Genomic DNA, 23,335 nt, shown 5'->3' with positions numbered 1-23,335 from the left:
TCAGTTCCCTTCCGTCCGCTCGCCCGTCACGAACAGGGTCCGCGGGGCGGCGCCTTCGATGTGCTGCGGCGGAGTCCGGTCGTAGCGGGCCATCAGTTCCTCGGCCGGCGTCACCGTGGTGTCCCAGCCGTGGCGGCGCAACCAGGCGTCGACGTCTTCGCGCTCCTCCAGGTACCACAGGTCCTGAACCTCGGGGATCTCCCGCTTCGGCTCGAGTTTGGCCATCAGCTCGCGCACCCGTTGCATCGTCTCGCGCCGCTTTGCGATGGCGTCCGGGTCGAGGAAGTCGGGGCCGGGTGCCTCCACCGCGATCCGGCTGCCGGCGGCACCGAGCGCCTGAACGCGCTCGAAGAGCAACTCCTGCGCCGCCGCCGGCAAGAACGGCAACAGCCCCTCGGCCGACCACGCGCTCGGCGCGGAGGCGTCGAAACCGGCCTGCTGCAACGCCGCCGGCCAATCGTGCCGCAGGTCCACCGGGACATGCACCGCGTTGCACTTCGGCTCGGCGCCGCTGTCGTGCAACGTCGACGACTTGAATTCCAGCACCCGGGGCTGGTCGAGCTCGTAGACCGTGACGCCGTCGGGCCAGGGCAGCCGCCATGCCCGCGAGTCCAACCCCGCCGCCAGGATCACCGCCTGATGCACGCCCGAGCGGGCGGCATCCAGAAAGAACTGGTCGAAAAACAAGGTCCGCGCGGCCATGTAGCCGACCATTGACTGCATGCGCGGCTGTAGGTCGGGTTCGGCCTCGGCGATCTCGGCGGGCAGGTCCGGTGCGGCGAACCAGTTCCACATGCCGTCTCCCGCAGCGTCGAGGAACACCCGCGCAAACGGGTCGCTGATCAGCGGGTTCTCGCTCTCGGTTTCGGCCGCGCGGGCCGCCGCCACGCCCAGCGCCGTCGCGCCCACGCTCTCGGTGATGTCCCAGGTGTCGTTGTCGGTTCTCGCCACGCTCACGTCCTCCAATTTGCTAGCACGCCTACATAGCGACCGTACGCGCGCTGCGTGTGAGCCAGCTGTACGTCAGGTTCTCCCCCGCTGACCCGGAGGTATCCGGTTAAGTTGTCGGACATGCGGGTTGACGGGCGTGACATCAGCGTCTCGGGCGACTTGCTGCAACCATTGACCCGACGGACCAACGACATCCTGCGGCTCGGCGCCACCGTGGTGTTCTTCGGGATCGTCATCGCCGGTTCGTTGATCACCCGCCCGCAGTGGGTCGCGCTGGAAAAGTCGATCTCCGAGATCGTCGGCGTGCTGACACCGACCCAATCCGATCTGGTCTACCTGGCGTACGGCATCGCGATACTGGTGCTGCCGTTCGCGATCCTGATCGGATTGATCGCCGCCCGGCAGTGGAAACTGCTCGGCGCCTACGCGGCCGCGGGGCTGTTGGCCGTTCTTCCGCTCTCGATCGGCGGCAACGGCATCGCGGCGCCCCGATGGCACTTCGACCTGACTGATCGACCCCAAACCGTGTTGGCCCAGATCCTGGACGACCCACGGTGGATCGCCCTGCTCGCGGCCGTGCTGACGGTATCCGGTCCCTGGCTTCCCGCGCGCTGGCGACGTTGGTGGTGGGCGCTGCTGCTGGCGTTCGTGCCGATCCACCTGTTCATCAGCGCGATAGTTCCGGCCCGCTCCCTGCTGGGACTGGCGGTGGGTTGGTTCGTCGGCGCGCTGGTGGTTCTGGTCGTCGGCACACCCGCTCTGGAGGTGCCGCTGGACGGTGCCGCGCGTGCGCTGGCCAAACGCGGCTGCGTGGTCACCCGATTGCGCGTGATCCAGCCGGCCGGACAGGGGCCGCTAGTACTTAACGCAATATGTCAGGATTCCGATTCGGACTCCGACACCGCCGTTGTCGAGTTGTACGGCCCGCATCAGCGCAGCGGTGGCGCGTTGCGCCAATTGTGGTGGAAGCTAAGGCTGCGCGGCTCCGAGACCGCGCCCTTTCAGACCTCGATGCGTCGTATCGTCGAGCACCGCGCATTGATGGCCATCGCGATCGGCCAAGTGGGAGTTGCCAACACGGCGACGATTGCGGTCGCCGAACTCGACCGTGGCTGGATCATGTACGCGCACCGGCCGGTGCAAGGGCTTCCCCTGGTTGAATGCGCCTCCGCGACACCCGTCGCCGCAGTGTGGGAGTCGCTGAAAACCCTGCAGGGACAGCAGATTTCGCACGGAAATTTGCGCGGCGACGAGATCACGGTGCGCGACGGCACCGTGTTCTTCGGGGGATTCGGCAGCGCCGAATACGGCGCCACCGAGGCCCAATTGCAGTCCGACGTCGCACAACTCCTGGTGACCACGTCGGCGCTATATGACCCGAAATCCGCGGTGACCGCCGCGATCGACGTATTCGGCAAAGACGCCGTCTTGACCGCCTCCCGCAGGCTCACCAAAGCCGCTGTGCCGAAACGTGTTCGACAGTCGGTAACGGACGCCGGGGCCGTCATTTCCGCCGCCCGCGAGGAGGTGCAGCGGCAAACCGGCGCGGATCAGATCAAAACCGAGACGATCACCCGGTTCACCCGCAGGCAGGTCATTCAGCTGGTGCTGCTCGTCGCACTGGTCTACGTCGCATATCCGTTCATCAGCACCGTGCCGACATTCGTATCCCACGTGAGTAGGGCGAACTGGTGGTGGGCACTCCTGGGCGTGGTGATATCGGCGCTGACGTATGTGGGCGCGGCCGCCGCTTTATGGGCCAGCGCCGACGAATCGGTGAATTTTTGGAAGCTATCAATCGCGCAGGTGGCCAACACTTTTGCCGCGACCACCACCCCGGCCGGTGTCGGCGGGCTCGCGCTGAGCACACGGTACTTGCAGAAAGGGGGCGGCCTGTCCGCGGTGCGAGCCACGACCGCGGTGGCGCTGCAGCAAGCGATGCAGGTGATCATGCACCTTATATTGCTGATCTTGTTCAGCACCGTCGCGGGCGCGTCGATGGACCTGGCGCACTACGTCCCCAACGCCACGGTGCTGTACCTGATCGCGGGCGTGGCGCTGGGCATCGTCGGCGCATTTCTCTTGGTACCCAGGCTGCGACGCTGGCTGGCAACGGACCTGCGCCCGAAGCTGAAGGAGGTCACCCGCGACGTCATCGAAGTCACCCGACAACCAAAACGCTTGGGGCTCATCGTGCTCGGTTGCGCCGGAACGACTCTCGGTGCCGCCCTGGCGCTGTGGGCAAGCGTCGAGGCTTTCGGCGGCGGCGCGACGTTCGTCACCTGCACCGTGGTGACGATGGTCGGGGGAACGCTCGCCTCGGCCGCGCCGACGCCCGGCGGCGTCGGCGCCGTGGAAGCGGCATTGATCGGTGGTCTGGCCGCATTCGGCGTGCCCGCGGCCGTCGGTGTGCCGTCGGTTCTGCTGTATCGGGTGCTCACCTGCTGGCTGCCCGTATTCGTCGGGTGGCCGGTGATGCGGTGGCTGACCGCAAACGAGATGGTCTAGCAACTTTCTGCAGCGACTTCGGCTAGTCTCAATCCGCGCGGCTGGCGCTGGTGCCGGCCCCAATTTTCGGGAGAGTTGATTGATGAAACACTTGACCGCAGCAACCATTACCGTGACCCTGATTGTGGCGCTCGTGGGTTGCGGATCCAACAACAAGACATCGACATCCACGTCGACATCAACATCGACGAGCACGTCGACGTCGACGACCACGACGACAACCAGCGCGACATCTTCCGGCCAGGCCCACAAGTCCATCGCCGACTACTTCAACGAGAACCACATCACGCAGAGCCCCGTTCGCCGGGGCGATCCAGGCTCCCCCACGATCAGTCTGCCGATGCCCCCGGGTTGGCAGGTAGCCAACGAAAGCAGCGCCTCCTACGGCACCATCGCCTTCTCTCAGCCGTCGGATCCTTCCGATCCGCCGACGATCTCGGCGCTGGTCGCCAAGCTGGACGGTAACGCCGACCCGGCGAAGATCATCCAGTACGCCCCGGGCGAGGTGCAGAATCTGCCGGGCGCCCAGGTCTCCGGCGACGGATCCGCGTCCACCCTCAGCGGCTTCCAGGCGTGGCAGATCAGCGGCACCTACGTCAAGGACGGCAAGACCCGGTTCGTCGGACAGAAGACCGTGGTGATCCCCGGCCAGGGCGCCCTCTTCGTGCTGCAGCTCAACGCCGACGCACTCGCCACCGACAAGGCGACGTTGATCGACGGGATGAACATCGTCGACGACCAAACCACCATCTCCGTCTGAGCACCGGATCGCGCCGCGGAGACGAACATTCCGCGGCGCGATCGCGTGTTCCCCCGGACCCCGATTGGTCCTACGGTGTTGGCATGGCAGAACAGTCGCCCGCGATAGACGTCGGGCACCCACCGTCGGCTCTACTTCGCATCGTCAACCCGATGCTGCGCTCCCTGCTGCGCACCCCGCTGGCCGGGTCCGCGCGCAAGCAGCTGATGGTGTTGAGCTTCACCGGACGAAAGACGGGGAAGCCGTACTCACTTCCGGTGAGCGCCCACATGATTGACAACGACCTCTACGCGCTGACCGGCGCGCCCTGGAAGCAGAACTTCCGCGGCGGCGCCACCGCCGAGGTTGTCTACGACGGCAAGACGACATCCATGCGCGGCGAGCTCATCCGGGACCGCGCCGTCGTCTCCGACCTCTACCTGCGCTGCGCCCAGGCCTACGGCGTCCAGCGGGCGCAGCGGATGATCGGATTGAAATTTCGCGACCAGCGCATCCCGACCCTCGACGAATTCGCCGAGGCCGTCGACCGGATGCACCTGGGAGCGGTCCGGCTGACTCCCGTATAGGCGCCGATCAAAGCTGCGCGCGCAGCCGTTCGACGAGGCCGAGCAACTTTGCGAAATGCGAGCCGGCCCAGTAGATGCGGCCACACCCGGCGCAGCGGCTGAATTCCTCGTAGTACTGGGCGGTCAACGGCTCGAGCTCGTCGATCACGTCGCGCTTGTCGACCGCGACCAATGCGCCGTTGCAGTGCAGGCAGCGGGTGAGCGGCGCCAGCCGTTCGCGTAGGTCCAGTCGCCGAATCACCTCGAGGGCCTGTTGCTCGGGATCCTGGGAGTGGACGAAGAGGCCATGCGTGATGGCCCGGCGCTTCAGCAGGCCGCGATCGCGGGTCAGCAGGATTCGCTGCTCGTCGAGGCTGATGCGGGCCAGGGCAACGTCGTCGGCATCACTCGACCACCACGCGTCGAAGCCGAGGACGCGCAGCAGCCGCGCGAGCCGGCCGAGGTTCACATCGACGACGAATCGCGGATCGCGCAACGGCACCGGCCGAAGTTTTGCGGTCGACGCGACGTCGAGCGCCTCGAACATCGGGTACGCGGCGATGCGGTCGCCCGCCGTTGGCCGGTGGTCGAAGCCGGCCGGATCACCGTTGACCAGGATCAGGTCAATCTCGGTGTGCGGAATGCCCATTGCCTCCAGCACGTCCTTGACGGTCTGGTGGGAACGGAACGGGCGGCGCACGGTGGCGCCGCGGAGCTCGGGCGCCAGGAAGTCGTTCAGTTCGGCATACGCCCGAACCTCGACGAAGCCGACTCCCGGCGGTTCGTCCACCTACTGGGGCCCCGCGCCCGCGGCCGCATGGGTTCTGGTGATCACCGGCCGCTCAAACCCCGCGTCGGACACGGCCCGTCGCACCGCCGCGCCGACCGAATCCGTCCGGTCGGTAGGGACCAGGGCGATCACGCAGCCCCCGAACCCGCCGCCGGTCATCCGGGCACCCAGGGCGCCCGCGCCGACCGCGGCATCGGCGATCAGGTCGATGTGCTCGGTGGTGATTTCGAAGTCGTCGCGCATGGAGGCGTGCGAGGCGGTAAAGATGCGACCGGCTTCGACGAAGTCCGAATCACCCAGGGCGCCAACGAAATCAGTTACCCGGCGGTTCTCGGTGAGCACGTGACGGGCACGGCGGGCGTCCGTCGGGTCGGTCACTCTCGCCAGAACCGACGGGCCGCGATCCTGCAGATCACGCAGTGTTGACACGCCCAGGTCGGCGGCCGCACGCTCGCACGAGGCGCGCCGGGCCGCGTAGTCACCGCCGGCGTGACGGTGGCGTGCCCGGGAGTCGATCAGCAGCAGCGTGACGCCGCGGCCTTCGGGGTCGAAGGCCACCGGTTCGACCGTGACATCGCGAAAGTCGATCAGCAGTGCCGTAGCGGGCCGCCCGAACAGCGAGGCCAGCTGGTCGAGCAAACCCGTTGGGGCGCCGACGTATTCGTTTTCGGCGCGCTGAGCCAGCCGCGCCCGCTCCGTTGCGTCGATGCGCACACCGGCGGCCGCCGCGATCGCACCGAGGGTTGCGCATTCCAATGCCGCCGAGGAGGACAGGCCCGACCCCATCTCCACGTCGCTGGTGATCGACATCGCGCCCCCGGGCACCGGGTGGCCGGCCTGTCGCAGCGCCCACATCACCCCGGCCACGTAGCCGGCCCAACCGGACACGCCGCCGGGAGCGGTGTCGAGAGGAATGCGCACCGAGCCGTCCGCGCGATCGCTGCCCACGGTGATCGCGTCGCCGCCGTCGGGGAGAAAAGTCACCAGGGTGCGTTGCGGAAGCGCGATCGGCAGCGCGAACCCGAGGTTGTAGTCGGTGTGTTCCCCGATCAGGTTGATCCGCCCGGGGGCGGCGTACCGCACGCTCGAGTCGGTCATCGGCCGAGCTCCCGCAGCCGGTGGGCCACCGCTTCGGGCGTGACGTCGCCGATGAACGCGTCCATCGCCGATTCGGAGGCCGCCAGGTACTTCAGCTTGGTGGCGCTGCGCCGGATCGACATCAGCTCGACGTGGAAGTAGCCGTCGGCCTGGTCGTGCGTGTCTGCGAACTGGTGCAGCGCCGAAATGTATGGCAGCGGAGCCGAATACATTCGGTCGAACCGTCCCAGCACGTCGAGGTAGATCTGGGCGAACCCGTTCAGTTCGTCTTCGTCGAGGTCGGCAAGGTTGTGCACGAACCTGTTCGGGTAGATGTGCACCTCGACCGGCCAGCGCGCCGCGAACGGCACGAACGCCGTGAACAGCTCGGTGCGCGCGATCACGCGGCTGCCGTCGGCGATCTCGCGCGCCAGGAGGTCGGCAAAGAGGTTGCCGCCGTGGCGCATTCGATGTTCGCGGGCCTGGCCGAGCATGGCAGCGGTGCGCGGCGTCAGATACGGGTAGCCGTAGATCTGACCGTGCGGATGGGTCAGCGTCACCCCGATTTCCTCGCCGCGGTTTTCGAAACAGAAAACCTGCTCGATGCCGGGCTTTGCGATCAAATCGGCCGTGCGGTGCCGCCACGCGTCCACGACGAGGCGGGCATGCGGCGGTTGCAGCTGCGCGAACGACCCGGTGTGGTCGCTGGAAAAGCAGATCACCTCGCAGCGCCCATGCGCGGGAGCGGACACGAAGCCGTCACCGGCGGGCGGCACCGGCGCCGGATGACCGGCTGAGGCGCCGGACAGGCTCGGGAAGCGGTTCTCGAAAACGACGACGTCGTAATCGGGGGCGGGCACCTCGCTGGTCAGCCCGGTCGGGCCCGGACACAGCGGGCACTGGTCCGGCGGCGGCTTATAGGTGCGGTCTTGGCGTAGCGCCGCGATGATCACCCACTGTCCGGTCGAGCGGTCGAACCGCAAGTGCGACTGGTCGGGGTCGCGCGGCGGCAGCGGCCTGCGGTCTTCGACCGGGGCCGGTCGGTGCCCGGGCAGCGAAAAGAAAAGCAGGTCACGGCCGTCGGCCAGCTTGGCCCGCGTCGGCGGTGTCACGACGTTGAAGACTAGCTTGGCCGCCGCGCGAGGCCGAATCCAGAACGAAGGCATCGATCGGCCGATCGTGCCCGCGCAGGTCGAGTCGCCGCCGCGGCGCCATTCCCATCAGCTCGTCGGCCACTCCGGATGCGACGAGCAACTCCCCGCCGGCGGCGTGTTGTTGCATCCGGGCCGACACGTTGACCGGATCACCGAGGGCGGTGAAATCGACCACCGCGCCCCCGACGTTGCCGACGTATGCGACCCCCGCATTGACCGCTACGCCTAGCTTCAGCCAAGGCCCCTCGTCGCTGCCGTACCCGACCGCCTCGATCAGCTCCGTCGCGGCCAGAACCGCGCGCCGCCGGTATTGCGGACCGCTGATGCCCCGAACAAAGAACGCCATGATCTCGTCGCCGATGAGTTTGTCGATCACCGCGTCGTGCCGCAGCAGGGTCTGTGTCGCCACGACGTAGAACCGGTTGAGCAACGCGGCGAAATCTGCCGCAACCGCGCGCTGGCCCAGCGCGGTGGAGCCGCGAACGTCGGCGAACAACACTGCGATATCGACCTCCGCGCCACCGGGGGGCAGCACATCACAACAACGACTGCACAGATTGGGGTTCTTGCGCGACGGTCGGAACCCGGCCGCGGCGAAAGCGCGGCCGATCAGGCCACCAAAGGGGTTGTTGCACAGCTTGCAACGTGGGGCCGACGGCAGGTAGCGAAACACCCGCCGCGCGCTCACCAAAGGCGCGTGACCTTCGGTCAACACCTTGTCCCAGCGCTGCTCCGGGGTCACCGGCGCGTTCTGGCGCGGGGTCTTGCCGTCAATCATGGTGAAATGGTCCACCCCGACGCCGTTACGGCACATGAGGCATCCGCCTCAAATGGGATCGCCGGGGCCCGGCGCCGGCGAGGGCGCCCCGCTGGCGCGCTCCAGCGCCTTGCCGAGTTGCCCTAGGGGGTAAGGCCCATCGCCATCAACGCTTGCGGTGAGTTGCTCGCAGTCGATGTCGACCCGGTACTGGGGGCGGCCATCCGGGAAGTGCCGCAAATCCATGATCACCACCGACTGGCTTCGCCAGTCGGCCGAATCCAGGTGCCAGTAGCGATCCGTCAGGGCCAGAAGTGCTCTGTCGGTAGCGGAATCAATCAATTCGGGCGTCTCCACCCACTGGGAAGCGCGTGCCTCGAACGGGTCGACGCAGACTTTGTATCGACCGTCGGGCGAAGTTGATCTCTGCTCCAACGTCACGGGATCGGCGGGTGAACCGACGCCCAGGGGTGGGCCGATTCCAGTTGGGCCGCAACGCGAATCAGAACGTCCTCGCGGCCGTAGGCGGCGGCGAGCTGGATTCCGATGGGTAGACCCTCGCCGTTGCGGTGCAGCGGAAGGCTGATCGCCGGCTGACCGCTCATGTTGAATGGCGGTGTGAACGCAGCGAATTGGCCGGCACGGCGCATGGGCGCGGTGGGCTGCTCGGGATTGTTCTCGAACTCCGTCAGCGGCAGCGGCGGCTCCGCGAGCGTCGGGGTGAGGAGCAGGTCCCAGCCGTCGGCCCACCAGCCCTGCACCGCCCTGCGGAAGGCCCATCCCGCGGCCTGGGCGTCGGCGTAGTCGACGGCGGTCAACCGGCTCGCCTGCTGGACCAGCACCCAGTTCACCGGCTCGATGTCGTCGGCCGTCATTTCGCGCCCGAGCGTCTCGCCGAATCCGCGGGCCGCCATGGCCATCTGCGTCGCCCACAGCGCCATGAACTTTTCGACCAACGAGGTATCGGCGAGGCACGCCGGCCAGGCGGGCTCGACGATGTGGCCGAGCCCCTCCAGCATCGACGCCGCCGCCCGCACGGCCGCGACGCAGTCCGGATGCAGGAAGTCGCCGCGCGGATGGACGTCGAGCAGGCCGATGCGCAGCCGGCCCGGATCGGCGCCGACCTCCGTGGCGTACGGCCGCTGGGGCGCCGGCGCGATCACGCTGTCGCCGACACCCGGACCGTGCACCGCGTCGAGCAGGCTCGCCGTGTCGCGCACCGTGCGGCTGACGCACAGTTCGACCCCCAGGCCCGCCTCGGTGCGCAGCGGCCCGGCCGTGATCCGTCCCTGGCTCGGCTTGAGTCCCACCAGCCCGCAGCACGACGCCGGGATCCGGATGCTGCCACCGCCGTCCGAGGCGTTGGCGAACGGCACCATCCCGGCGGCGACGGCCGCGGCGGCGCCCCCACTCGACCCGCCCGGCGTGCGATCCAGCGCCCACGGATTGCGCGTCGGCCCCCAAGCCACCGGCTGCGTGGTCGGCAGGCTGCCCATCTCCGGGCTATTGGTCCGCCCCGCGATCACGAGCCCGGCCGCCTTGAACCGGGCCACCAGCGTCGTGTCGGCGGCGTCGATCTTGCCCGCTTCTTTGAGCGCCACGTTGCCGTTCGACAGGGTCTGGCCGGCGAAACTCGTGTAGAGGTCCTTGAGCAGAAACGGGACGCCGCGGAACGGCCCCTGTGGCAGGCCTGGATCGGCGGCCACCGACCGCGCGTGTTCGAACCACTCGATGACCACGGCGTTCAACGACGGGTTGGCTTGCTCGATCCGCTCAATCGCCGCGTCCACCAACTCACCGGCCGTGACCTCGCCTTTCGACACCAGCGCGGCCTGGTCCGTGGCATCCATCCACCGTGTCTCGTCGGCAAGTTTGCTCATGGCTCTTGGTCTATCACGTGTGATCAAAACCGCCGTGCAGAAGTCGCGATTGCACCCGCCCGCCTTTACGCTCGTTGGTTATGCCCGGAGGCAAGGTCGCCCTCGCCGTGCCCGGCATCTGTCTTGCCGTCGCCGCGTGTTCGGCGACGGTGTCGCCGCCCCCGTTCACGCCGACCACCTCGTCGACGACGTCTCACACGACGACCGCCAGCGCGCCGCCCCCGCCAGCCCCGATAACGGGTCCGTTGGAAAAGGATTGGAAAAGCTACGGCGGCACCGCCTACTTCGGGTGTCCCGAAAGGTTCTCGGTCGCCAAGTCGGCACTCGAGGACATCCGCCCCAAGGTCTTCGATACCAAAACCGGACAGTATGTAGCACCTGCTGTCCCCACGGTGCCCGCGGGTGAGAATCTCACGGGCGCGATCTGCGCGCTGACGGGCGTCGCCGACGACATGAAAGTCGTCTACCTGGTAACCACCGTCAAGCCGGCCCAAGCGCCCGCCCCCGAAGTCACCAAGACGACCGCGTATGCCTTCGATTTCAAGTCCGGCCAGCCGCTGGCCACCAAGGAGCTGCAGCCACCCACCCCTGACCTGAAATTGACCGCACCGAACGGATGGGGGCTCGGCGCAACGGCATCCGGAGTGGCGTGGGTGAACGCCTTCACCGACGGCCACACCGCGACATCACCGCCGCGGACCGTAATCCTGTCCGGCGCAGACCTTTCCGCGACGTGGAACGACCCGCAGCCAGCCCGGACCTGGCAGGACGTTCTCGCATTCCAGCGCAACACGACGGAGGGTAAGACGACGGGAGCCGAGCTCCGCCGGCCCAACGGGGAAGCGATATACCAGGACAACGACGTTGTGTCCGTCGACGCCGAATTATCCGATGGCCCAGACAAACTCGTGAAGATCACACATCAGGACTCCCCCACGGCCGTGTCGACCATGTTCTTCGACCTGAACTCCAAGACCGTCATCAAGATCGGCGATTCCGACCGGATCTCGGGCGGTGGCCTGGCGACGACGCTGTCGGACGGGAAATTGTTCGTCGACGGCCGCGTGTCGGAGAATTCGCAGTTCGGGTTCGGGGTCTGGAACCTGCGAACACAGCACTGGGACTTTCTGAAGAACCGCGACGACGCCTTGAAGCAACCGATCGCCAAGGTGGCTTTCTTCGGTGATCACCTCTACATCACGAACGTGGGCAACACGTTCTCGGTCATCGCGTTGCCCGGTCCCGATCCGGTCGCCCCGAACTGGTCGGTGCGCCCCTTCGCGCGGATCAACGGCTGGACGCTGGTCTGCCGCGGTGAGACCGCGGCGGACTCCGCCGGCGAGTGCAAGGAGATCGTGATGGTGCAGGACCAGGACGGACACTATCCCGGTCCGTGGTTCTGAATCTTCCGGCGCTGACCTTGGTGGCAGGTACAGGATTCGAACCTGTGTAGGCGTAAGCCGACGGATTTACAGTCCGCTCCCATTGGCCGCTCGGGCAACCTGCCGCCAGACAGGTTACAACGAACGGGTAGACAGGGCACAAACGGCTATCACCTGATGAAGGGACGGATCGAATGGCGGACTCATCGTTCGACATCGTCAGCAAGATCGACCGGCAGGAGGTCGACAACGCGCTCAACCAAGCCGCCAAGGAGCTGGCCACCCGGTTCGACTTTCGTGGCACCGACACCAAGATCGCCTGGAAGGGCGACGAGGCGGTCGAGCTGACGTCGTCCACCGAGGAGCGCGTCAAGGCCGCCGTCGACGTCTTCAAGGAAAAGCTGGTCCGCCGCGACATCTCCATGAAGGCCTTCGAGGCCGGCGAGCCACAGGCCTCGGGCAAGACCTACAAGGTCACCGGCACCCTGAAGCAGGGCATCAACAGCGAGAACGCCAAGAAGATCACCAAGCTGATCCGCGACGAGGGGCCCAAGAACGTCAAAACGCAGATCCAGGGCGATGAGGTCCGCGTCACCAGCAAGAAGCGCGACGACCTACAGGCCGTGATCGCGATGCTGAAGAAGGCCGACCTCGACGTAGCGCTGCAGTTCGTCAACTACCGGTAGCGCGGGGGATCTGGCTGCTGGCCCAACCAACCGGTGGGTGCCTAAGGTAGTGCCGAGTCCCACGAATCAAGCGAGGTTCACGATGACCGTGACTCCCCAGGAGGCCGCCGGCGACGGCGCGGCCGACGCCGGGTACTTCGACGTCGTGATCGTGGGCGCGGGTATCTCCGGCATCGGCGCGGCCTACCGGATCACCGAGCGCAACCCCCACACGACCTACGCCATCCTGGAGCGGCGCGAGCGGATCGGGGGCACCTGGGACCTGTTCCGCTACCCCGGGGTGCGCTCCGACAGCAGCATCTTCACGCTGAGCTATCCGTTCGAGCCGTGGACCCGCAGGGAGGGCGTCGCCGACGGCACCCACATCCGCGAGTACCTGATCGCGACCGCGCGCAAGCACGGCATCGACCGCCACATCCGGTTCGGCAGCTACGTGCGTTCCGCGGACTGGGATTCGTCCACCGACACCTGGACGGTCACGGTCGAACAAGACGGGGCGACGCAGCACTACCGCAGCCGGTTCCTGTTCTTCGGCAGCGGCTACTACAACTACGACGAGGGCTACACCCCCGACTTCCCCGGCATCGAGGACTTCCGCGGCACCGTCGTGCATCCGCAGCACTGGCCGGAAGACCTGGACTACAGCGGCAAGAAGATCGTGGTCATCGGCAGCGGCGCCACCGCGATCACCCTCATCCCCGCACTGGCCGAACGCGCGGCGAAAGTGATCATGCTGCAGCGCTCGCCGACCTACATGATGGCGGCATCGAAATACAGCAGGGTCGCCGCGGCGGCTCGTAAAGTGTTGCCGCGCAGGGCCGCCCACTTGGTCACCCGGACATACTCCGCGCTGACCGAGGCGGTGTTCTGGTTTTTCTCCCGCAAGACGCCCGGGCTGATCAAGCGGCTGCTGCGATACGTGGCGACCCGGTATCTGCCCGACGGCTACGACATCGACACGCACTTCAAGCCGCGATACAACCCGTGGGACCAGCGGATGTGCCTGATTCCCGACGCCGACCTGTACACCGCGATCGCCGGAGGCCGCGCCGAGGTGGTCACCGACCACATCGACCACTTCGACGCCACCGGCATCGCGCTGCAATCGGGCGGCCACCTCGACGCCGACGTCATCGTCACCGCCACCGGCCTGCAGCTGCAGGCGCTGGGCGGGGCCACGATCAGCATCGACGGCGTAGAGATCAACCCGCGGGACCGCTTCGTCTACAAGGCGCACATGCTCGAAGACGTGCCCAACCTGTTCTGGTGCGTGGGCTATACCAACGCGTCGTGGACGCTGCGGGCCGATATCACCGCTCGGGCAACCGCAAAGCTGATGGCGCACATGGCCTCTCACGGCTACACGCACGCCGCTCCGCACCTGGGCGATCAGCCCATGGCCGAGAAGCCGGCCTGGGACATTCAGGCCAACTATGTGAAGCGCTCGTTGCACGCGCTGCCCAAGTCGGGCACCAAGCGGCCGTGGAATGTCCGGCAGAACTACCTCGCCGACGCGATCGACTACCGGTTCGACCGTATCGAGGAGGCGATGGTGTTCGGCCGGGCGGGCGACCGGGCGCCCCTGGCCGGATGAACTGCTTCTAAATCGCGAGTGTCGGCAATACGCTGATCGCCATGGCAGCTACGAAGCGCGAACCCAAAGTCGTAGTCCTCGGTGGCGGTTCCTGGGGAACCACGGTGGCGTCGATCTGTGCGCGCCGCGGACCGACGCTGCAGTGGGTGCGCTCCGAGGCGACCGCCAAGGACATCAACGACAACCACCGCAATCACCGCTACCTCGGCAACGACGTCGTGCTGAGCGACACCCTGCGCGCGACCACCGACTTCGCCGAGGCCGCCAACGCCGCCGACGTGGTCGTCATGGGTGTGCCCTCGCACGGTTTCCGGGGCGTGCTGACCGAGCTGACGAAAGAGCTGCGGCCGTGGGTGCCGGTGGTATCCCTGGTCAAGGGGCTCGAGCAGGGCACCAACATGCGGATGTCGCAGATCGTCGAGGAGGTCCTGCCCGGGCACCCGGCGGGGATCCTGGCCGGGCCGAACATCGCCCGCGAGGTGGCCGAAGGGTATGCCGCGGCGGCGGTGCTGGCGATGCCCGACCAGCATTTGGCTACCCGGCTGGCGGCGTTGTTCCGCACCCGGCGCTTCCGCGTCTACACCACCGACGACGTCGTCGGCGCGGAGATGGCGGGGGCTCTGAAGAACGTCTTCGCGATCGCGGTGGGGATGGGTTACTCGCTGGGCATCGGGGAGAACACCCGCGCGCTGGTCATCGCGCGCGCCTTGCGCGAGATGACGAAGCTCGGCGTGGCCATCGGCGGTCATCCCGACACCTTCCCCGGGCTCGCCGGCCTGGGCGATCTGATCGTCACCTGCACCAGCCAGCGCAGCCGGAACCGCCACGTAGGCGAGCAGCTGGGAGCCGGCAAGCCGATCGACGAGATCATCGCGTCGATGAACCAGGTCGCCGAGGGGGTCAAGGCCGCCAGCGTGATCATGGAGTTCGCCAACGAGTTCGGCCTGAACATGCCGATCGCCCGTGAGGTCGACGCGGTCATCAACCACGGCTCGTCCGTCGAGCAGGCCTATCACGGGCTGATCGCCGAGGTACCGGGGCACGAGGTACACGGCTCGGGCTTCTAACTGGCCTGCTGAACGGGGCGTTACGAAAACATTTGCATTCCATATGCGCCCGCCCCGTCAGCTTGACCGAGGTTTTGCTGGCCCATACCGTCGAACGAGGTAGCCAAGCGTTCCCATCGTGCTGCGCTGGGTGTAATCGTTTGTGCGCCAATCAGTTACGCAGACGTTACTGAACGCAAGGGCGGGATATCGGAACGTCCCCCGCTAGTCCTAACGAGGGAGCAACCGATGCACCATATCGAGGCGCTGTCCTCCGACCGATTGCGATCGATTCTGCGGCACGACTTGCCCTCTTCGCTCGTGGTTTTCCTGGTCGCGCTTCCGTTGTCGCTCGGAATCGCCATCGCGTCGAACGCCCCGGTCCTGGCCGGTCTGATCGCCGCGATCGTCGGTGGCATCATTGTCGGAGCCATCGGCGGATCGCCGCTGCAGGTCAGCGGCCCCGCCGCCGGCCTGACGGTGGTGGTCGCCGGCCTTATCTCCGATTTCGGTTGGGGCGTAACGTGTTTGATCACCGCCGCCGCGGGCGTGCTGCAGGTTCTGTTGGGGCTCAGCCGCATCGCGCGAGCGGCCCTGGCGATCTCGCCGGTCGTCGTGCACGCCATGCTGGCCGGGATCGGGATCACGATCGCGCTGCAGCAGGCGCACGTGTTGCTGGGCGGCAGATCCAAAAGCACAGCCTGGCACAACCTCATCGGCCTGCCGGGCCAAATCATCGGCGCGCATCGGCCGGGGGTGCTGCTCGGCGTCCTGGTGATCGTCATCATGGTCGCCTGGCGCTGGGTTCCGGGGCGCCTGCGCTTCATCCCGGGCCCGCTGGTCGCCATCGTGGCGGCGACGATCATCTCCCTGGCCTTCCCGTTCCACGTGAGGCGGATCGAGATCGACGAGTCGCCGCTGAACGCGTTGCGGCTGCCCGACATTCCGCATGGCAACTGGGGCGCGGTGGCAATCGGCGTGATTACGGTCGCGCTCATCGCCAGCGTCGAAAGCCTGCTGTCGGCGGTTTCCGTCGACCGGATGCACCACGGCCCGCGCACCGACTTCGACCGCGAATTGATCGGACAGGGTGCCGCAAACATCGTGTCGGGCAGCATCGGCGGGCTGCCGATCACCGGCGTGATCGTGCGCAGCTCAACGAATGTCTACGCGGGCGCGAAATCCCGCGCCTCCTCGATGCTGCACGGCGTCTGGATCTTGCTGTTCACGGTTCCATTCGCGGAATTGGTCGAGAAAATCCCGGCCGCCGCCCTTGCCGGACTGCTCATCGTCATCGGCATTCAATTGCTCAAGCCCGCGCACATCGAAACCGCAATGAAGCACCGGGATCTCGCCGTGTACGTGGTGACGGCGGTCAGCGTCATCTTCCTCAATCTGCTGCACGGCGTGATGATCGGACTCGCGTTGGCGATCGCGTTGACCGGATGGCGGGTGATCCGTGTCAAGGTCGAGGCGAAGGCCGTCCGCGACGAATGGCAGGTGATCATCGAGGGCACCGCGTGCACATTTCTCGCCCTGCCCCGGCTGACCCGCGTGCTGGCGTCGGTCCCGACCGGCCACACGGTGTCGGTCAGCATTTCAGTCAACTACATGGATCATGCTGCGCACCAAGCGATTACCGACTGGCGGCAGCAGTATGAGGCCACGGGCGGCAGCATCCGAATCCACGGTGAGTTCGAGACGGGCCATGCCCGCCGGCCCGTTCGCGAGCTGGTCGAACCCGAAAGACCCGAAGCGGCGGCCTAGTCGACGTCGATCCTGATGTGCAGGCGCTTGCCGCACACTTGGGCCAGGCGTTCCAGCACATCGATGCGCGGCACGTCACTCCCCTTCTCCCAGGCGGCGACCACGTCCTTGTCGATACCCAGTGCATCGGCCAGCTGGGCCTGGTTCATGCCTGCGCCGACGCGCGTCTCGAATATCAAATCGGGCAGGTCCAGTGACAATCCGGCTTCGTGGATATCCATTGAGTTAGCTTCCGGCATCGGAATCACTGCTTCCATGTAGCCAATCGATCCGTAACGCCCATGGTACGTATTGATTCGGCGTGATTCGTTTTATTGCTACGACGCGCGCGCTTTGATCGCGGCGGCCAGGGAGCGTTCGGCGCGCCGGCGCGTGTCACCGAGACCCACCATCAAGTTGATCGCCAACGGTGCCATCACGTCCTGCGCTCCGCGGGAGTCGACTATTCCACTCATCACCAGGAGCACGAATCCGTGTGTGGCACTCAGGATTTGGGTGGCCACAGCGGTCGGCTCCTGCGGTCGGATCCGCCCCGTTTCAATGACCCGCTCGACGGCGCTGACCAGCACCGACAATGCGTCGACTCCCTCGGCGAGATCCCAGGGTGTGGCGACACCCTCAGGGAGTTTGTCGACTCCAAGGTCGGTGAGACCGAACAACAACCGGTACATCTGCGGGTTTTGGAGTGCGAACTCGCCGTAGGCAAGTCCGCCGGCGAGGAGATCAGCCATCGGGTCGTCGGTGTGGGGAACCCCGCGAGTGTGCTCGGCGAAGCGCGCAAGGCCTTCACGCATCATCGCTTCGATCAGCTTGGGCATTCCCCCAAAGTGCGTGTACACCGCCATTGTGGACGTGCCGATCTCGCCAGCTAGCGTGCGCGCTTGAATCGCCGCCGGTCCGTCTCTCTCGAGGACGAGCAAAGCGGCGGCGACCAGACGGTCGCGGGTGTTCAACGTGGTGTCGGCCGAACGCATCATTGACATGATGCCATAACGGCCGTTATGTTCGTGACAGGGAATAACAGTTGTTATGCGACGCGGGACTGACCCACCGCACTCACCCGGAGGACGGACATGGCCACGAAAACATCCATATACCGACGGCTGATCGCCGGCGCCGGCGGCGCCTCGTTAATCGTCGCGGTGTTTTTACCCTGGGCAGGCGTTCAGGGCGTCTACCGCACCGGTTGGGAGCTCAACGCAGTAGCCGCCGCGTTGTTCGGGGCCGCCGGCGTGCTCGGGATCGCCACGGCGATCACCGGCGGACAGTATGGGGCGGGCCGCCCTGATCTATCGCTTATCGCCGCAACCGACCTGCTGAACACCACCTCAATGTTGCTGCTCGCCTGGCTGATTCCCTTTAACTTTCCTGAACACGCGACGCGGCAGCCCGGCGTCTTCGTCGCGCTGATCTCAGCAACTGCAACCGCATTCGCCGTCGCCGACTACCGCCCCCTTCGGGGAGCGCCCTGGTTTCCACCCGTCAAGACCTAATCGAACCCGTAGGGCCCGAGGCCGCCGCTCAGGTCTCGCCCGCTGAGCTTCTCAACAACCCACTGATCCATCGAAACCCGTTGCTCGGCGGCCTCGACGGCAAGGCGCCCATGGAGCTCAGGGGACGTCCTGACGACGAATGTGCCGCTATAGCCGCGTTCGGAGAATGCTGTCCACATGCTGATCGACAGCGTTCTCGATCGCGACGACGGCTTGTGCCGCGGTCGGTGCTTCGCGCCTCAAGTAAGGCAGCTCAATGCACACACCTACGTATTCGTCGCGATCGGGCGACCATTCGATGCGATAGGCATAGCGGTTCACGCCGGAATTGATAGCACATGCGCTATCGATTTCGTGACTCACTCATCCCCAACCGGAGCCGGGCTGTCCGGACCATGAGGCTTGCTCAAAATTTGATAGCGCATGCGCTATCAAATCCAAGAAGGCCCTAACCCCGCGCCATCGCTTCCAGCCGGCGGATGCGGTCCTCGATCGGCGGGTGCGTCGAGAACAGCGACCCGATTCGCTCACCCGCACGGAACGGGTTGGCGATCATCAGGTGCGCCTGACTGGCCAGCTGCGGCTCCGGCGGCAGCGGCGCCGCCTGCACGCCGCCGGAGATCTTGCGCAGCGCCGATGCCAGCGCCAGCGGGTCACCGGTCAGCACGGCACCCGACTCGTCGGCCTGGTATTCGCGCGAACGCGACACCGCCAGCCGCACGACCGTCGCGGCGATCGGGCCCAACAGCGAAACCAGCAGCAGCGCAAAGGGATTCTCGCCATCCCGGTCGTCACCGCCGAAGAACATCGCTATGTAGGACAGTGCCGTGATCACCGACGCCAGGGCGCCGGCGATACAAGAGATCAGGATGTCGCGGTTGTAGACGTGCGAAAGTTCGTGCCCGAGCACGGCGCGCAGCTCACGCTCGCTGAGGATGCCCAAAATGCCGGTGGTGCAGCACACCGCGGCGTTGCGCGGGTTGCGTCCGGTGGCGAAAGCGTTGGGGGCGTTCGTGTCGCTGATGTACAGCCTGGGCATCGGCTGGTGCGCGGAGGTGGCCAGTTCGCGCACGATCCGGTACATCGCCGGTGACTGCAGCTCGGAGACGGGCTGCGCGTGCATCGCACGCAGCGCCAGCTTGTCGCTGTTGAAGTAGGTGTAGGCGTTCATGCCGATCGCGAACAGGACCGCCAGCCACATCGCAGTCCTGCCGAACAGCGAGCCCACCAGCACGATCAACACGGACATACCGACCAACAGGGCGAAGGTCTTCAGCCTGTTGGCATGGGGATGCCAGGTCATCGGTGTCCTCCTCGGACCACTCTGTCGCGGACTTCAGCCTATTGAACGCCTGAAACGGCGGGCGGAGTTCCGCAATCAGCGCTAGCCGTGCCGGCTGATGGTGTAGTCGACCAGCGCCTGCATCGCGTGCCGCCCGGGCACGTCGGGCAAAAGGGCCAGCTCATGATGGGCTTTAGCGGCATATTGCGCCAGGAAGTCTTTGGCCTTGGCCATGCCAGGCGAGGCCCGCAACAGCGTCAGGGCCTCGGTCACGGCGTCGTCATCGTCGACGGGCCCGGCCAGCAGCTCGCGCAGCCGCGCCGCCTCGGGTCCCGTTTCGGCCAGCGCGTAGAGCATCGGCAGGGTGTGCACCCCTTCGCGCACATCGGTCCCGGGCAGCTTCCCCGATTCGCGGGAGTCGCTGTCGATGTCGATGATGTCGTCGGAGATCTGAAACGCGGTGCCCACCAGGCCGCCGAGCCGGCTCAGCCGCGCGACCTGGTCGTCGTCCGCCCCGGAGAACATGGCGCCGAACTCGCCGGCGGCCGAGATCAGGCAGGCGGTCTTCTCGTACACCACCTTCAGGTAGTGCTCGATCGAATCCGATGCTTCGGCGACACCGCGGGTCTCGCGCATCTGGCCGGTGACCAGCTGAGCGAAGGTTTCGGCGATGAGCCGCACCGCCTCTGGGCCCAGGCGCGAGACCAGCCGCGACGCCGTCGCGAACAGATAGTCGCCCGCCAGGATCGCGACGTTGTTGCTCCAGCGCACGTTCGCCGTCGGGGCGCCGCGGCGCACCTCCGCCTCGTCCATCACGTCGTCGTGGTAAAGCGTGGCCAGGTGCACCAGCTCGATGACCGCGCCGGCGATCGTCACCTCCGCGGCCTCCGGATGGGGTCCGATCTGCGCGGACAGCACGGTGAAAAGCGGCCGGAACCGCTTGCCGCCGGCCTTGAACAGGTGGGTCAGTGAGTCGGTCATGATCGCGTCGGCGCTGCGCAGTTCGGTGTCCATGAGCTGCTCGATTTTCGCGACACCGTCGCGGACCGTCGCGGCGAACGCGGCGTCGCCGAAGTCCACGCCCGCCACCACCGTTGCGGGAGTCCTCACCCGACCCACCCGCTGTTCGCCGGAGTACTCACTCGACCAACATACTGGTGAGCGTGGAGACCAAGGCCGACGTGGTAGTCGTGGGCGCCGGGCCCGCGGGTTCGGCCGCGGCAGCCTGGGCCGCGCGCGCGGGCCGCGACGTCCTGGTCGTCGACTCGGCCAGCTTCCCCCGCGACAAGGCCTGCGGTGACGGGCTGACCCCGCGCGCCGTCGCCGAGCTGGAACGGCTGGGCCTGGGCGACTGGCTGGATAGCCGCATCAGGCATCGGGGTCTGCGGATGAGCGGATTCGGCGGCGAGCTGGAAGTGGATTGGCCCGGACCGTCGTTCCCGTCGACCGGCAGCGCGGTGGCCCGCTTCGAGCTGGACGACCGAATCCGCAAGGTCGCCGAAGACGCCGGCGCGCGGATGCTGCTCGGAACCAAAGCCGTTGCCACCCACCATGACTCATCGAGACGGGTGACGTCACTGACATTGGCCGACGGCACCGAGGTGCGCTGTCGCCGGCTCATCGTCGCCGACGGGGCCCGGTCGTCGTTGGGGCGCAAACTGGGCCGGCGCTGGCATCAAGAGACGGTGTACGGCGTGGCCGCCCGCGGCTACCTGACCACCCCGCGCAGCGACGACCCCTGGCTGACGTCGCATCTCGAACTCCGCTCCCCCGACGGCGCCGTGCTGCCCGGCTACGGCTGGATTTTTCCGCTCGGCAACGGCGAGGTGAACATCGGCGTGGGAGCGTTGTCGACGTCGAAGCGGCCGGCGGATCTGGCGCTGCGGCCGCTGATTTCGTACTACACCGACCTGCGCCGCGACGAGTGGGGCTTTACCGGCCAGCCCCGCGCGGTGGCTTCGGCGCTGCTGCCGATGGGCGGCGCGGTGTCGGGAGTGGCCGGGCCGAATTGGATGCTGATCGGCGACTCCGCGGCCTGCGTCAACCCGCTCAACGGCGAAGGCATCGACTACGGCCTGGAGACCGGACGCCTGGCCGCCGAGCTGCTGGACACCCGCGACCTGTCGCGGGTGTGGCCCTCGCTGCTGCAACACCACTACGGCCGCGGGTTCTCAGTGGCGCGCAGGCTGGCGTTGCTGCTCACCTTCCAACGCTTCCTGCCCGCCACCGGGCCGATCGCGATGCGCTCCACAACGCTCATGACCATCGCCGTGCGCGTGATGGCCAACCTGGTCACCGACGACGATGCCGACTGGGTGGCGCGGGTATGGCGCGGCGGGGGTCGGCTGTCGCGACTGATCGACCGCCGCACGCCGTTCAGCTGAAGCGGGTTTATATCAAGTTCATTGACATGTATCAGGGCGCTTGATATACATGGGCCATGACTCAGCCAACAGATTTCCAGTTCGAGGCGGCCTACCGCGGTGAATCCCCGTTCGGTGCGGGCGTGCGGCCGCCATGGAGCATCGACGCCCCGCAGCCGGAGCTCGCCGCGCTGATCGAGCAGGGCAGGTTCCACGGCGACGTGCTCGACGTGGGCTGCGGGGAAGCCGCCATCTCGCTGGCGCTCGCCGAGCGCGGCTACAACACGGTGGGACTGGACCTGTCGCCCACCGCCGTCGATCTAGCACGTCGCGAGGCCGAGAAGCGGGGCCTGACCAACGTCACCTTCGAGGTCGCCGACATCAGCGAATTCAGCGGATATGACGGCCGGTTCGGCACCATCGTCGACAGCACCCTGTTCCACTCCATCCCGGTGGAGGCGCGCGAGGGCTACCAGCGGTCGATCAGCCGCGCCGCCGCGCCGGGCGCCTCGTACTTCGCCCTGGTCTTCGACAAAGCGGCCGTGCCCGAGGGTCCGATCAATGCCGTCACCGCCGACGAGTTGCGCGACGCGGTGCGCAAGTTCTGGGTGGTCGACGAGATCCGGCCGGCCCGTATCCACGCCAACCTGCCCGACAGCTTTCCCGATATGCCGTTCGCTGGATTCCGCGAAGAACCCAGCGGCCTGCGGTCCGTCGGTGCCTGGCTGTTGTCCGCGCACCGGGACTGATTTGCCAATTTCGAGCCATCGCCGAGGTGTATAGTCCTGCTAATGAGGGGTACCAAGCTGCTTGCAAGCGTCACCATGGCGGCCGCAGCCATCGCGCTGGCCGCGCCGGTGTACGCCGATCCACCGCCAACTGCGCCGTATCCGACGCCCCGGACACCGTCGCCGCCCAGCGACTACGACGCTCCGTTCAAGAACACCGTGAACGGGTTCGGCATCTACCAGCCGCAGGACCAACTGGCGTGGCTGGGCAAGATCACCTGTGACCGAATCGGCAGGGGCGTGGACACCGACCCGTACAAGTCGGCCAACTTCATCCAGCGCAACCTGCCGCGCGGCACCACCGAGGGGCAGGCGTTCCAGTTCCTCGGCGCCGCGGTCGACCACTACTGCCCCGACCAGGTCGGCTTCGTACAAAGCGCCGGTCGCTAGGCCCCGGTCAACGCAGCGCCTTGTACGCGGCGTGCAAGGCGACAATGCCGCCCGTCAGGTTGCGCCACCGCACCGCTGACCAACCCGCGGCCGAAATTCGACCCGCCAGCGTCGCCTGGTCG

At 66.8% G+C, this 23,335-nt stretch carries 24 protein-coding genes, 1 tRNA gene and 1 pseudogene; 12 read left to right on the top strand and 14 right to left on the bottom strand.

The window, feature by feature from the left end:
* Nucleotides 1-951 (bottom strand): class I SAM-dependent methyltransferase, encoded by a 951-nt coding sequence (locus A5745_RS16970; protein ID WP_076117863.1) that lies wholly within the window; start codon nt 949-951, stop codon nt 1-3.
* A 120-nt stretch (nt 952-1,071) separates the two neighbouring features.
* Between A5745_RS16970 and A5745_RS16965 the strand changes: the two genes are divergently transcribed.
* From A5745_RS16965 to A5745_RS16955, 3 genes are all read left to right on the top strand, one after another.
* A complete protein-coding gene (locus A5745_RS16965; protein ID WP_076117528.1) occupies nt 1,072-3,459 on the top strand; it encodes a lysylphosphatidylglycerol synthase transmembrane domain-containing protein in 2,388 nt (795 codons plus the stop codon).
* An 82-nt stretch (nt 3,460-3,541) separates the two neighbouring features.
* Complete coding sequence (locus tag A5745_RS16960; RefSeq protein ID WP_076060910.1) at nt 3,542-4,219, top strand: LpqN/LpqT family lipoprotein; 678 nt, start codon at nt 3,542-3,544, stop codon at nt 4,217-4,219.
* Nucleotides 4,220-4,302: 83 nt separating this feature from the next.
* Nucleotides 4,303-4,785: a hypothetical protein gene (locus A5745_RS16955; RefSeq protein WP_076117526.1), complete on the top strand. Its 483-nt coding sequence runs from the start codon at nt 4,303-4,305 to the stop codon at nt 4,783-4,785.
* 7 nt (nt 4,786-4,792) lie between these two features.
* On the opposite strand, the gene A5745_RS16950 is transcribed toward A5745_RS16955, so the two are convergent.
* From A5745_RS16950 to A5745_RS16925, 6 genes are read right to left on the bottom strand one after another with little or no spacing between them, the layout of a single operon-like run.
* Nucleotides 4,793-5,554 carry a Mut7-C RNAse domain-containing protein gene (locus tag A5745_RS16950; RefSeq protein ID WP_076117523.1) on the bottom strand — a complete coding sequence of 254 codons (762 nt, stop codon included), beginning with the start codon at nt 5,552-5,554 and terminating at the stop codon, nt 4,793-4,795.
* On the bottom strand, nt 5,555-6,652 hold the full coding sequence (locus A5745_RS16945) for a galactokinase (RefSeq protein WP_076117521.1): 1,098 nt from the start codon (nt 6,650-6,652) through the stop codon (nt 5,555-5,557).
* Complete coding sequence (galT, locus tag A5745_RS16940) at nt 6,649-7,797, bottom strand: galactose-1-phosphate uridylyltransferase (protein WP_076117518.1); 1,149 nt, start codon at nt 7,795-7,797, stop codon at nt 6,649-6,651. Before galT ends, A5745_RS16945 begins: the two co-directional genes overlap by 4 nt.
* Nucleotides 7,703-8,563 carry an adenylate/guanylate cyclase domain-containing protein gene (locus tag A5745_RS16935; RefSeq protein WP_083662973.1) on the bottom strand — a complete coding sequence of 287 codons (861 nt, stop codon included), beginning with the start codon at nt 8,561-8,563 and terminating at the stop codon, nt 7,703-7,705. The genes galT and A5745_RS16935 overlap by 95 nt, the downstream gene beginning before the upstream one ends.
* Before the next feature lie 48 nt (nt 8,564-8,611).
* Nucleotides 8,612-8,983, bottom strand: a complete 372-nt coding sequence (locus A5745_RS16930; protein ID WP_076117516.1) for a hypothetical protein — start codon at nt 8,981-8,983, stop codon at nt 8,612-8,614.
* Entirely contained in the window at nt 8,980-10,422 is a 1,443-nt protein-coding gene (locus tag A5745_RS16925) for an amidase (protein WP_076117513.1), read from the bottom strand. The genes A5745_RS16930 and A5745_RS16925 overlap by 4 nt, the downstream gene beginning before the upstream one ends.
* Nucleotides 10,423-10,502: 80 nt before the next feature.
* Here A5745_RS16925 and A5745_RS16920 point away from each other — a divergent pair, with 80 nt between their 5' ends.
* Nucleotides 10,503-11,825 (top strand): hypothetical protein, encoded by a 1,323-nt coding sequence (locus tag A5745_RS16920; RefSeq protein ID WP_076117511.1) that lies wholly within the window; start codon nt 10,503-10,505, stop codon nt 11,823-11,825.
* Nucleotides 11,826-11,843: 18 nt separating this feature from the next.
* On the opposite strand, the gene A5745_RS16915 is transcribed toward A5745_RS16920, so the two are convergent.
* A tRNA-Tyr gene (locus A5745_RS16915) sits at nt 11,844-11,929 on the bottom strand.
* 69 nt (nt 11,930-11,998) lie between these two features.
* Here A5745_RS16915 and A5745_RS16910 point away from each other — a divergent pair.
* From A5745_RS16910 to A5745_RS16895, 4 genes are all read left to right on the top strand, one after another.
* Nucleotides 11,999-12,490, top strand: a complete 492-nt coding sequence (locus tag A5745_RS16910; RefSeq protein WP_076060895.1) for a YajQ family cyclic di-GMP-binding protein — start codon at nt 11,999-12,001, stop codon at nt 12,488-12,490.
* Nucleotides 12,491-12,572: 82 nt separating this feature from the next.
* The gene (locus A5745_RS16905; RefSeq protein WP_076117508.1) at nt 12,573-14,084 is read left to right on the top strand and encodes an NAD(P)/FAD-dependent oxidoreductase; all 1,512 of its coding nucleotides are present in this window, start codon (nt 12,573-12,575) and stop codon (nt 14,082-14,084) included.
* A 41-nt stretch (nt 14,085-14,125) separates the two neighbouring features.
* Nucleotides 14,126-15,151: an NAD(P)H-dependent glycerol-3-phosphate dehydrogenase gene (locus A5745_RS16900; RefSeq protein WP_076060891.1), complete on the top strand. Its 1,026-nt coding sequence runs from the start codon at nt 14,126-14,128 to the stop codon at nt 15,149-15,151.
* Between the two features lie 228 nt (nt 15,152-15,379).
* Entirely contained in the window at nt 15,380-16,897 is a 1,518-nt protein-coding gene (locus A5745_RS16895; protein ID WP_076117506.1) for a SulP family inorganic anion transporter, read from the top strand.
* Here A5745_RS16895 and A5745_RS16890 read toward each other — a convergent pair.
* Both A5745_RS16890 and A5745_RS16885 read right to left on the bottom strand, forming a co-directional pair.
* Nucleotides 16,894-17,154 (bottom strand): helix-turn-helix transcriptional regulator, encoded by a 261-nt coding sequence (locus A5745_RS16890; RefSeq protein WP_076060888.1) that lies wholly within the window; start codon nt 17,152-17,154, stop codon nt 16,894-16,896. The genes A5745_RS16895 and A5745_RS16890 overlap by 4 nt on opposite strands.
* 60 nt (nt 17,155-17,214) lie before the next feature.
* Entirely contained in the window at nt 17,215-17,871 is a 657-nt protein-coding gene (locus A5745_RS16885) for a TetR/AcrR family transcriptional regulator (protein WP_076060970.1), read from the bottom strand.
* A gap of 99 nt (nt 17,872-17,970) precedes the next feature.
* Between A5745_RS16885 and A5745_RS16880 the strand changes: the two genes are divergently transcribed.
* On the top strand, nt 17,971-18,390 hold the full coding sequence (locus tag A5745_RS16880) for a hypothetical protein (RefSeq protein ID WP_076117503.1): 420 nt from the start codon (nt 17,971-17,973) through the stop codon (nt 18,388-18,390).
* On the opposite strand, the pseudogene A5745_RS24775 reads toward A5745_RS16880, so the two are convergent.
* The 3 genes and pseudogenes from A5745_RS24775 to grcC1 form a co-directional block, all read right to left on the bottom strand.
* Nucleotides 18,387-18,711, bottom strand: a pseudogene (locus A5745_RS24775) (type II toxin-antitoxin system HicB family antitoxin). The gene A5745_RS16880 and the pseudogene A5745_RS24775 overlap by 4 nt on opposite strands.
* 127 nt (nt 18,712-18,838) lie before the next feature.
* Entirely contained in the window at nt 18,839-19,693 is an 855-nt protein-coding gene (htpX, locus tag A5745_RS16870) for a zinc metalloprotease HtpX (protein ID WP_076060885.1), read from the bottom strand.
* 81 nt (nt 19,694-19,774) lie between these two features.
* Entirely contained in the window at nt 19,775-20,782 is a 1,008-nt protein-coding gene (gene grcC1 / locus A5745_RS16865) for a nonaprenyl/(2E,6E)-farnesyl/geranylgeranyl diphosphat synthase (protein ID WP_076117860.1), read from the bottom strand.
* 47 nt (nt 20,783-20,829) lie between these two features.
* On the opposite strand from grcC1, the gene menJ reads away from it, so the two are divergent.
* The 3 genes from menJ to A5745_RS16850 are packed head-to-tail and all read left to right on the top strand — an operon-like array spanning nt 20,830 to nt 23,213.
* Complete coding sequence (gene menJ / locus A5745_RS16860) at nt 20,830-22,056, top strand: menaquinone reductase (RefSeq protein WP_139329663.1); 1,227 nt, start codon at nt 20,830-20,832, stop codon at nt 22,054-22,056.
* Between the two features lie 56 nt (nt 22,057-22,112).
* Nucleotides 22,113-22,784: a class I SAM-dependent methyltransferase gene (locus A5745_RS16855; RefSeq protein ID WP_076117498.1), complete on the top strand. Its 672-nt coding sequence runs from the start codon at nt 22,113-22,115 to the stop codon at nt 22,782-22,784.
* A gap of 42 nt (nt 22,785-22,826) precedes the next feature.
* A complete protein-coding gene (locus tag A5745_RS16850) occupies nt 22,827-23,213 on the top strand; it encodes a DUF732 domain-containing protein (RefSeq protein WP_076060878.1) in 387 nt (128 codons plus the stop codon).
* A gap of 7 nt (nt 23,214-23,220) precedes the next feature.
* Here A5745_RS16850 and A5745_RS24455 read toward each other — a convergent pair.
* The coding region (locus A5745_RS24455) for a class I SAM-dependent methyltransferase (RefSeq protein WP_175879821.1) at nt 23,221-23,335 on the bottom strand (115 nt) is incomplete at its 5' end.

Source organism: Mycobacterium sp. IS-2888 (assembly GCF_001954215.1).
Classification (GTDB): Bacteria; Actinomycetota; Actinomycetes; order Mycobacteriales; family Mycobacteriaceae; genus Mycobacterium.
This window is presented reverse-complemented; position numbering and strand designations above follow the sequence as displayed.

Bases quoted from the DNA above. Each gene is read 5' to 3' on its own strand.
- A5745_RS16965 (WP_076117528.1), top strand. From the start codon at position 1,072: ATGCGGGTTGACGGGCGTGACATCAGCGTCTCGGGCGACTTGCTGCAA.
- A5745_RS16960 (WP_076060910.1), top strand. From the start codon at position 3,542: ATGAAACACTTGACCGCAGCAACCATTACCGTGACCCTGATTGTGGCG.
- A5745_RS16955 (WP_076117526.1), top strand. From the start codon at position 4,303: ATGGCAGAACAGTCGCCCGCGATAGACGTCGGGCACCCACCGTCGGCT.
- A5745_RS16945 (WP_076117521.1), bottom strand. From the start codon at position 6,652: ATGACCGACTCGAGCGTGCGGTACGCCGCCCCCGGGCGGATCAACCTG.
- galT (WP_076117518.1), bottom strand. From the start codon at position 7,797: ATGCCTTCGTTCTGGATTCGGCCTCGCGCGGCGGCCAAGCTAGTCTTC.
- A5745_RS16935 (WP_083662973.1), bottom strand. From the start codon at position 8,563: ATGATTGACGGCAAGACCCCGCGCCAGAACGCGCCGGTGACCCCGGAG.
- A5745_RS16925 (WP_076117513.1), bottom strand. From the start codon at position 10,422: ATGAGCAAACTTGCCGACGAGACACGGTGGATGGATGCCACGGACCAG.
- A5745_RS16920 (WP_076117511.1), top strand. From the start codon at position 10,503: ATGCCCGGAGGCAAGGTCGCCCTCGCCGTGCCCGGCATCTGTCTTGCC.
- A5745_RS16910 (WP_076060895.1), top strand. From the start codon at position 11,999: ATGGCGGACTCATCGTTCGACATCGTCAGCAAGATCGACCGGCAGGAG.
- A5745_RS16905 (WP_076117508.1), top strand. From the start codon at position 12,573: ATGACCGTGACTCCCCAGGAGGCCGCCGGCGACGGCGCGGCCGACGCC.
- A5745_RS16900 (WP_076060891.1), top strand. From the start codon at position 14,126: ATGGCAGCTACGAAGCGCGAACCCAAAGTCGTAGTCCTCGGTGGCGGT.
- A5745_RS16895 (WP_076117506.1), top strand. From the start codon at position 15,380: ATGCACCATATCGAGGCGCTGTCCTCCGACCGATTGCGATCGATTCTG.
- A5745_RS16890 (WP_076060888.1), bottom strand. From the start codon at position 17,154: ATGGAAGCAGTGATTCCGATGCCGGAAGCTAACTCAATGGATATCCAC.
- A5745_RS16885 (WP_076060970.1), bottom strand. From the start codon at position 17,871: ATGCGTTCGGCCGACACCACGTTGAACACCCGCGACCGTCTGGTCGCC.
- A5745_RS16880 (WP_076117503.1), top strand. From the start codon at position 17,971: ATGGCCACGAAAACATCCATATACCGACGGCTGATCGCCGGCGCCGGC.
- htpX (WP_076060885.1), bottom strand. From the start codon at position 19,693: ATGACCTGGCATCCCCATGCCAACAGGCTGAAGACCTTCGCCCTGTTG.
- A5745_RS16855 (WP_076117498.1), top strand. From the start codon at position 22,113: ATGACTCAGCCAACAGATTTCCAGTTCGAGGCGGCCTACCGCGGTGAA.
- A5745_RS16850 (WP_076060878.1), top strand. From the start codon at position 22,827: ATGAGGGGTACCAAGCTGCTTGCAAGCGTCACCATGGCGGCCGCAGCC.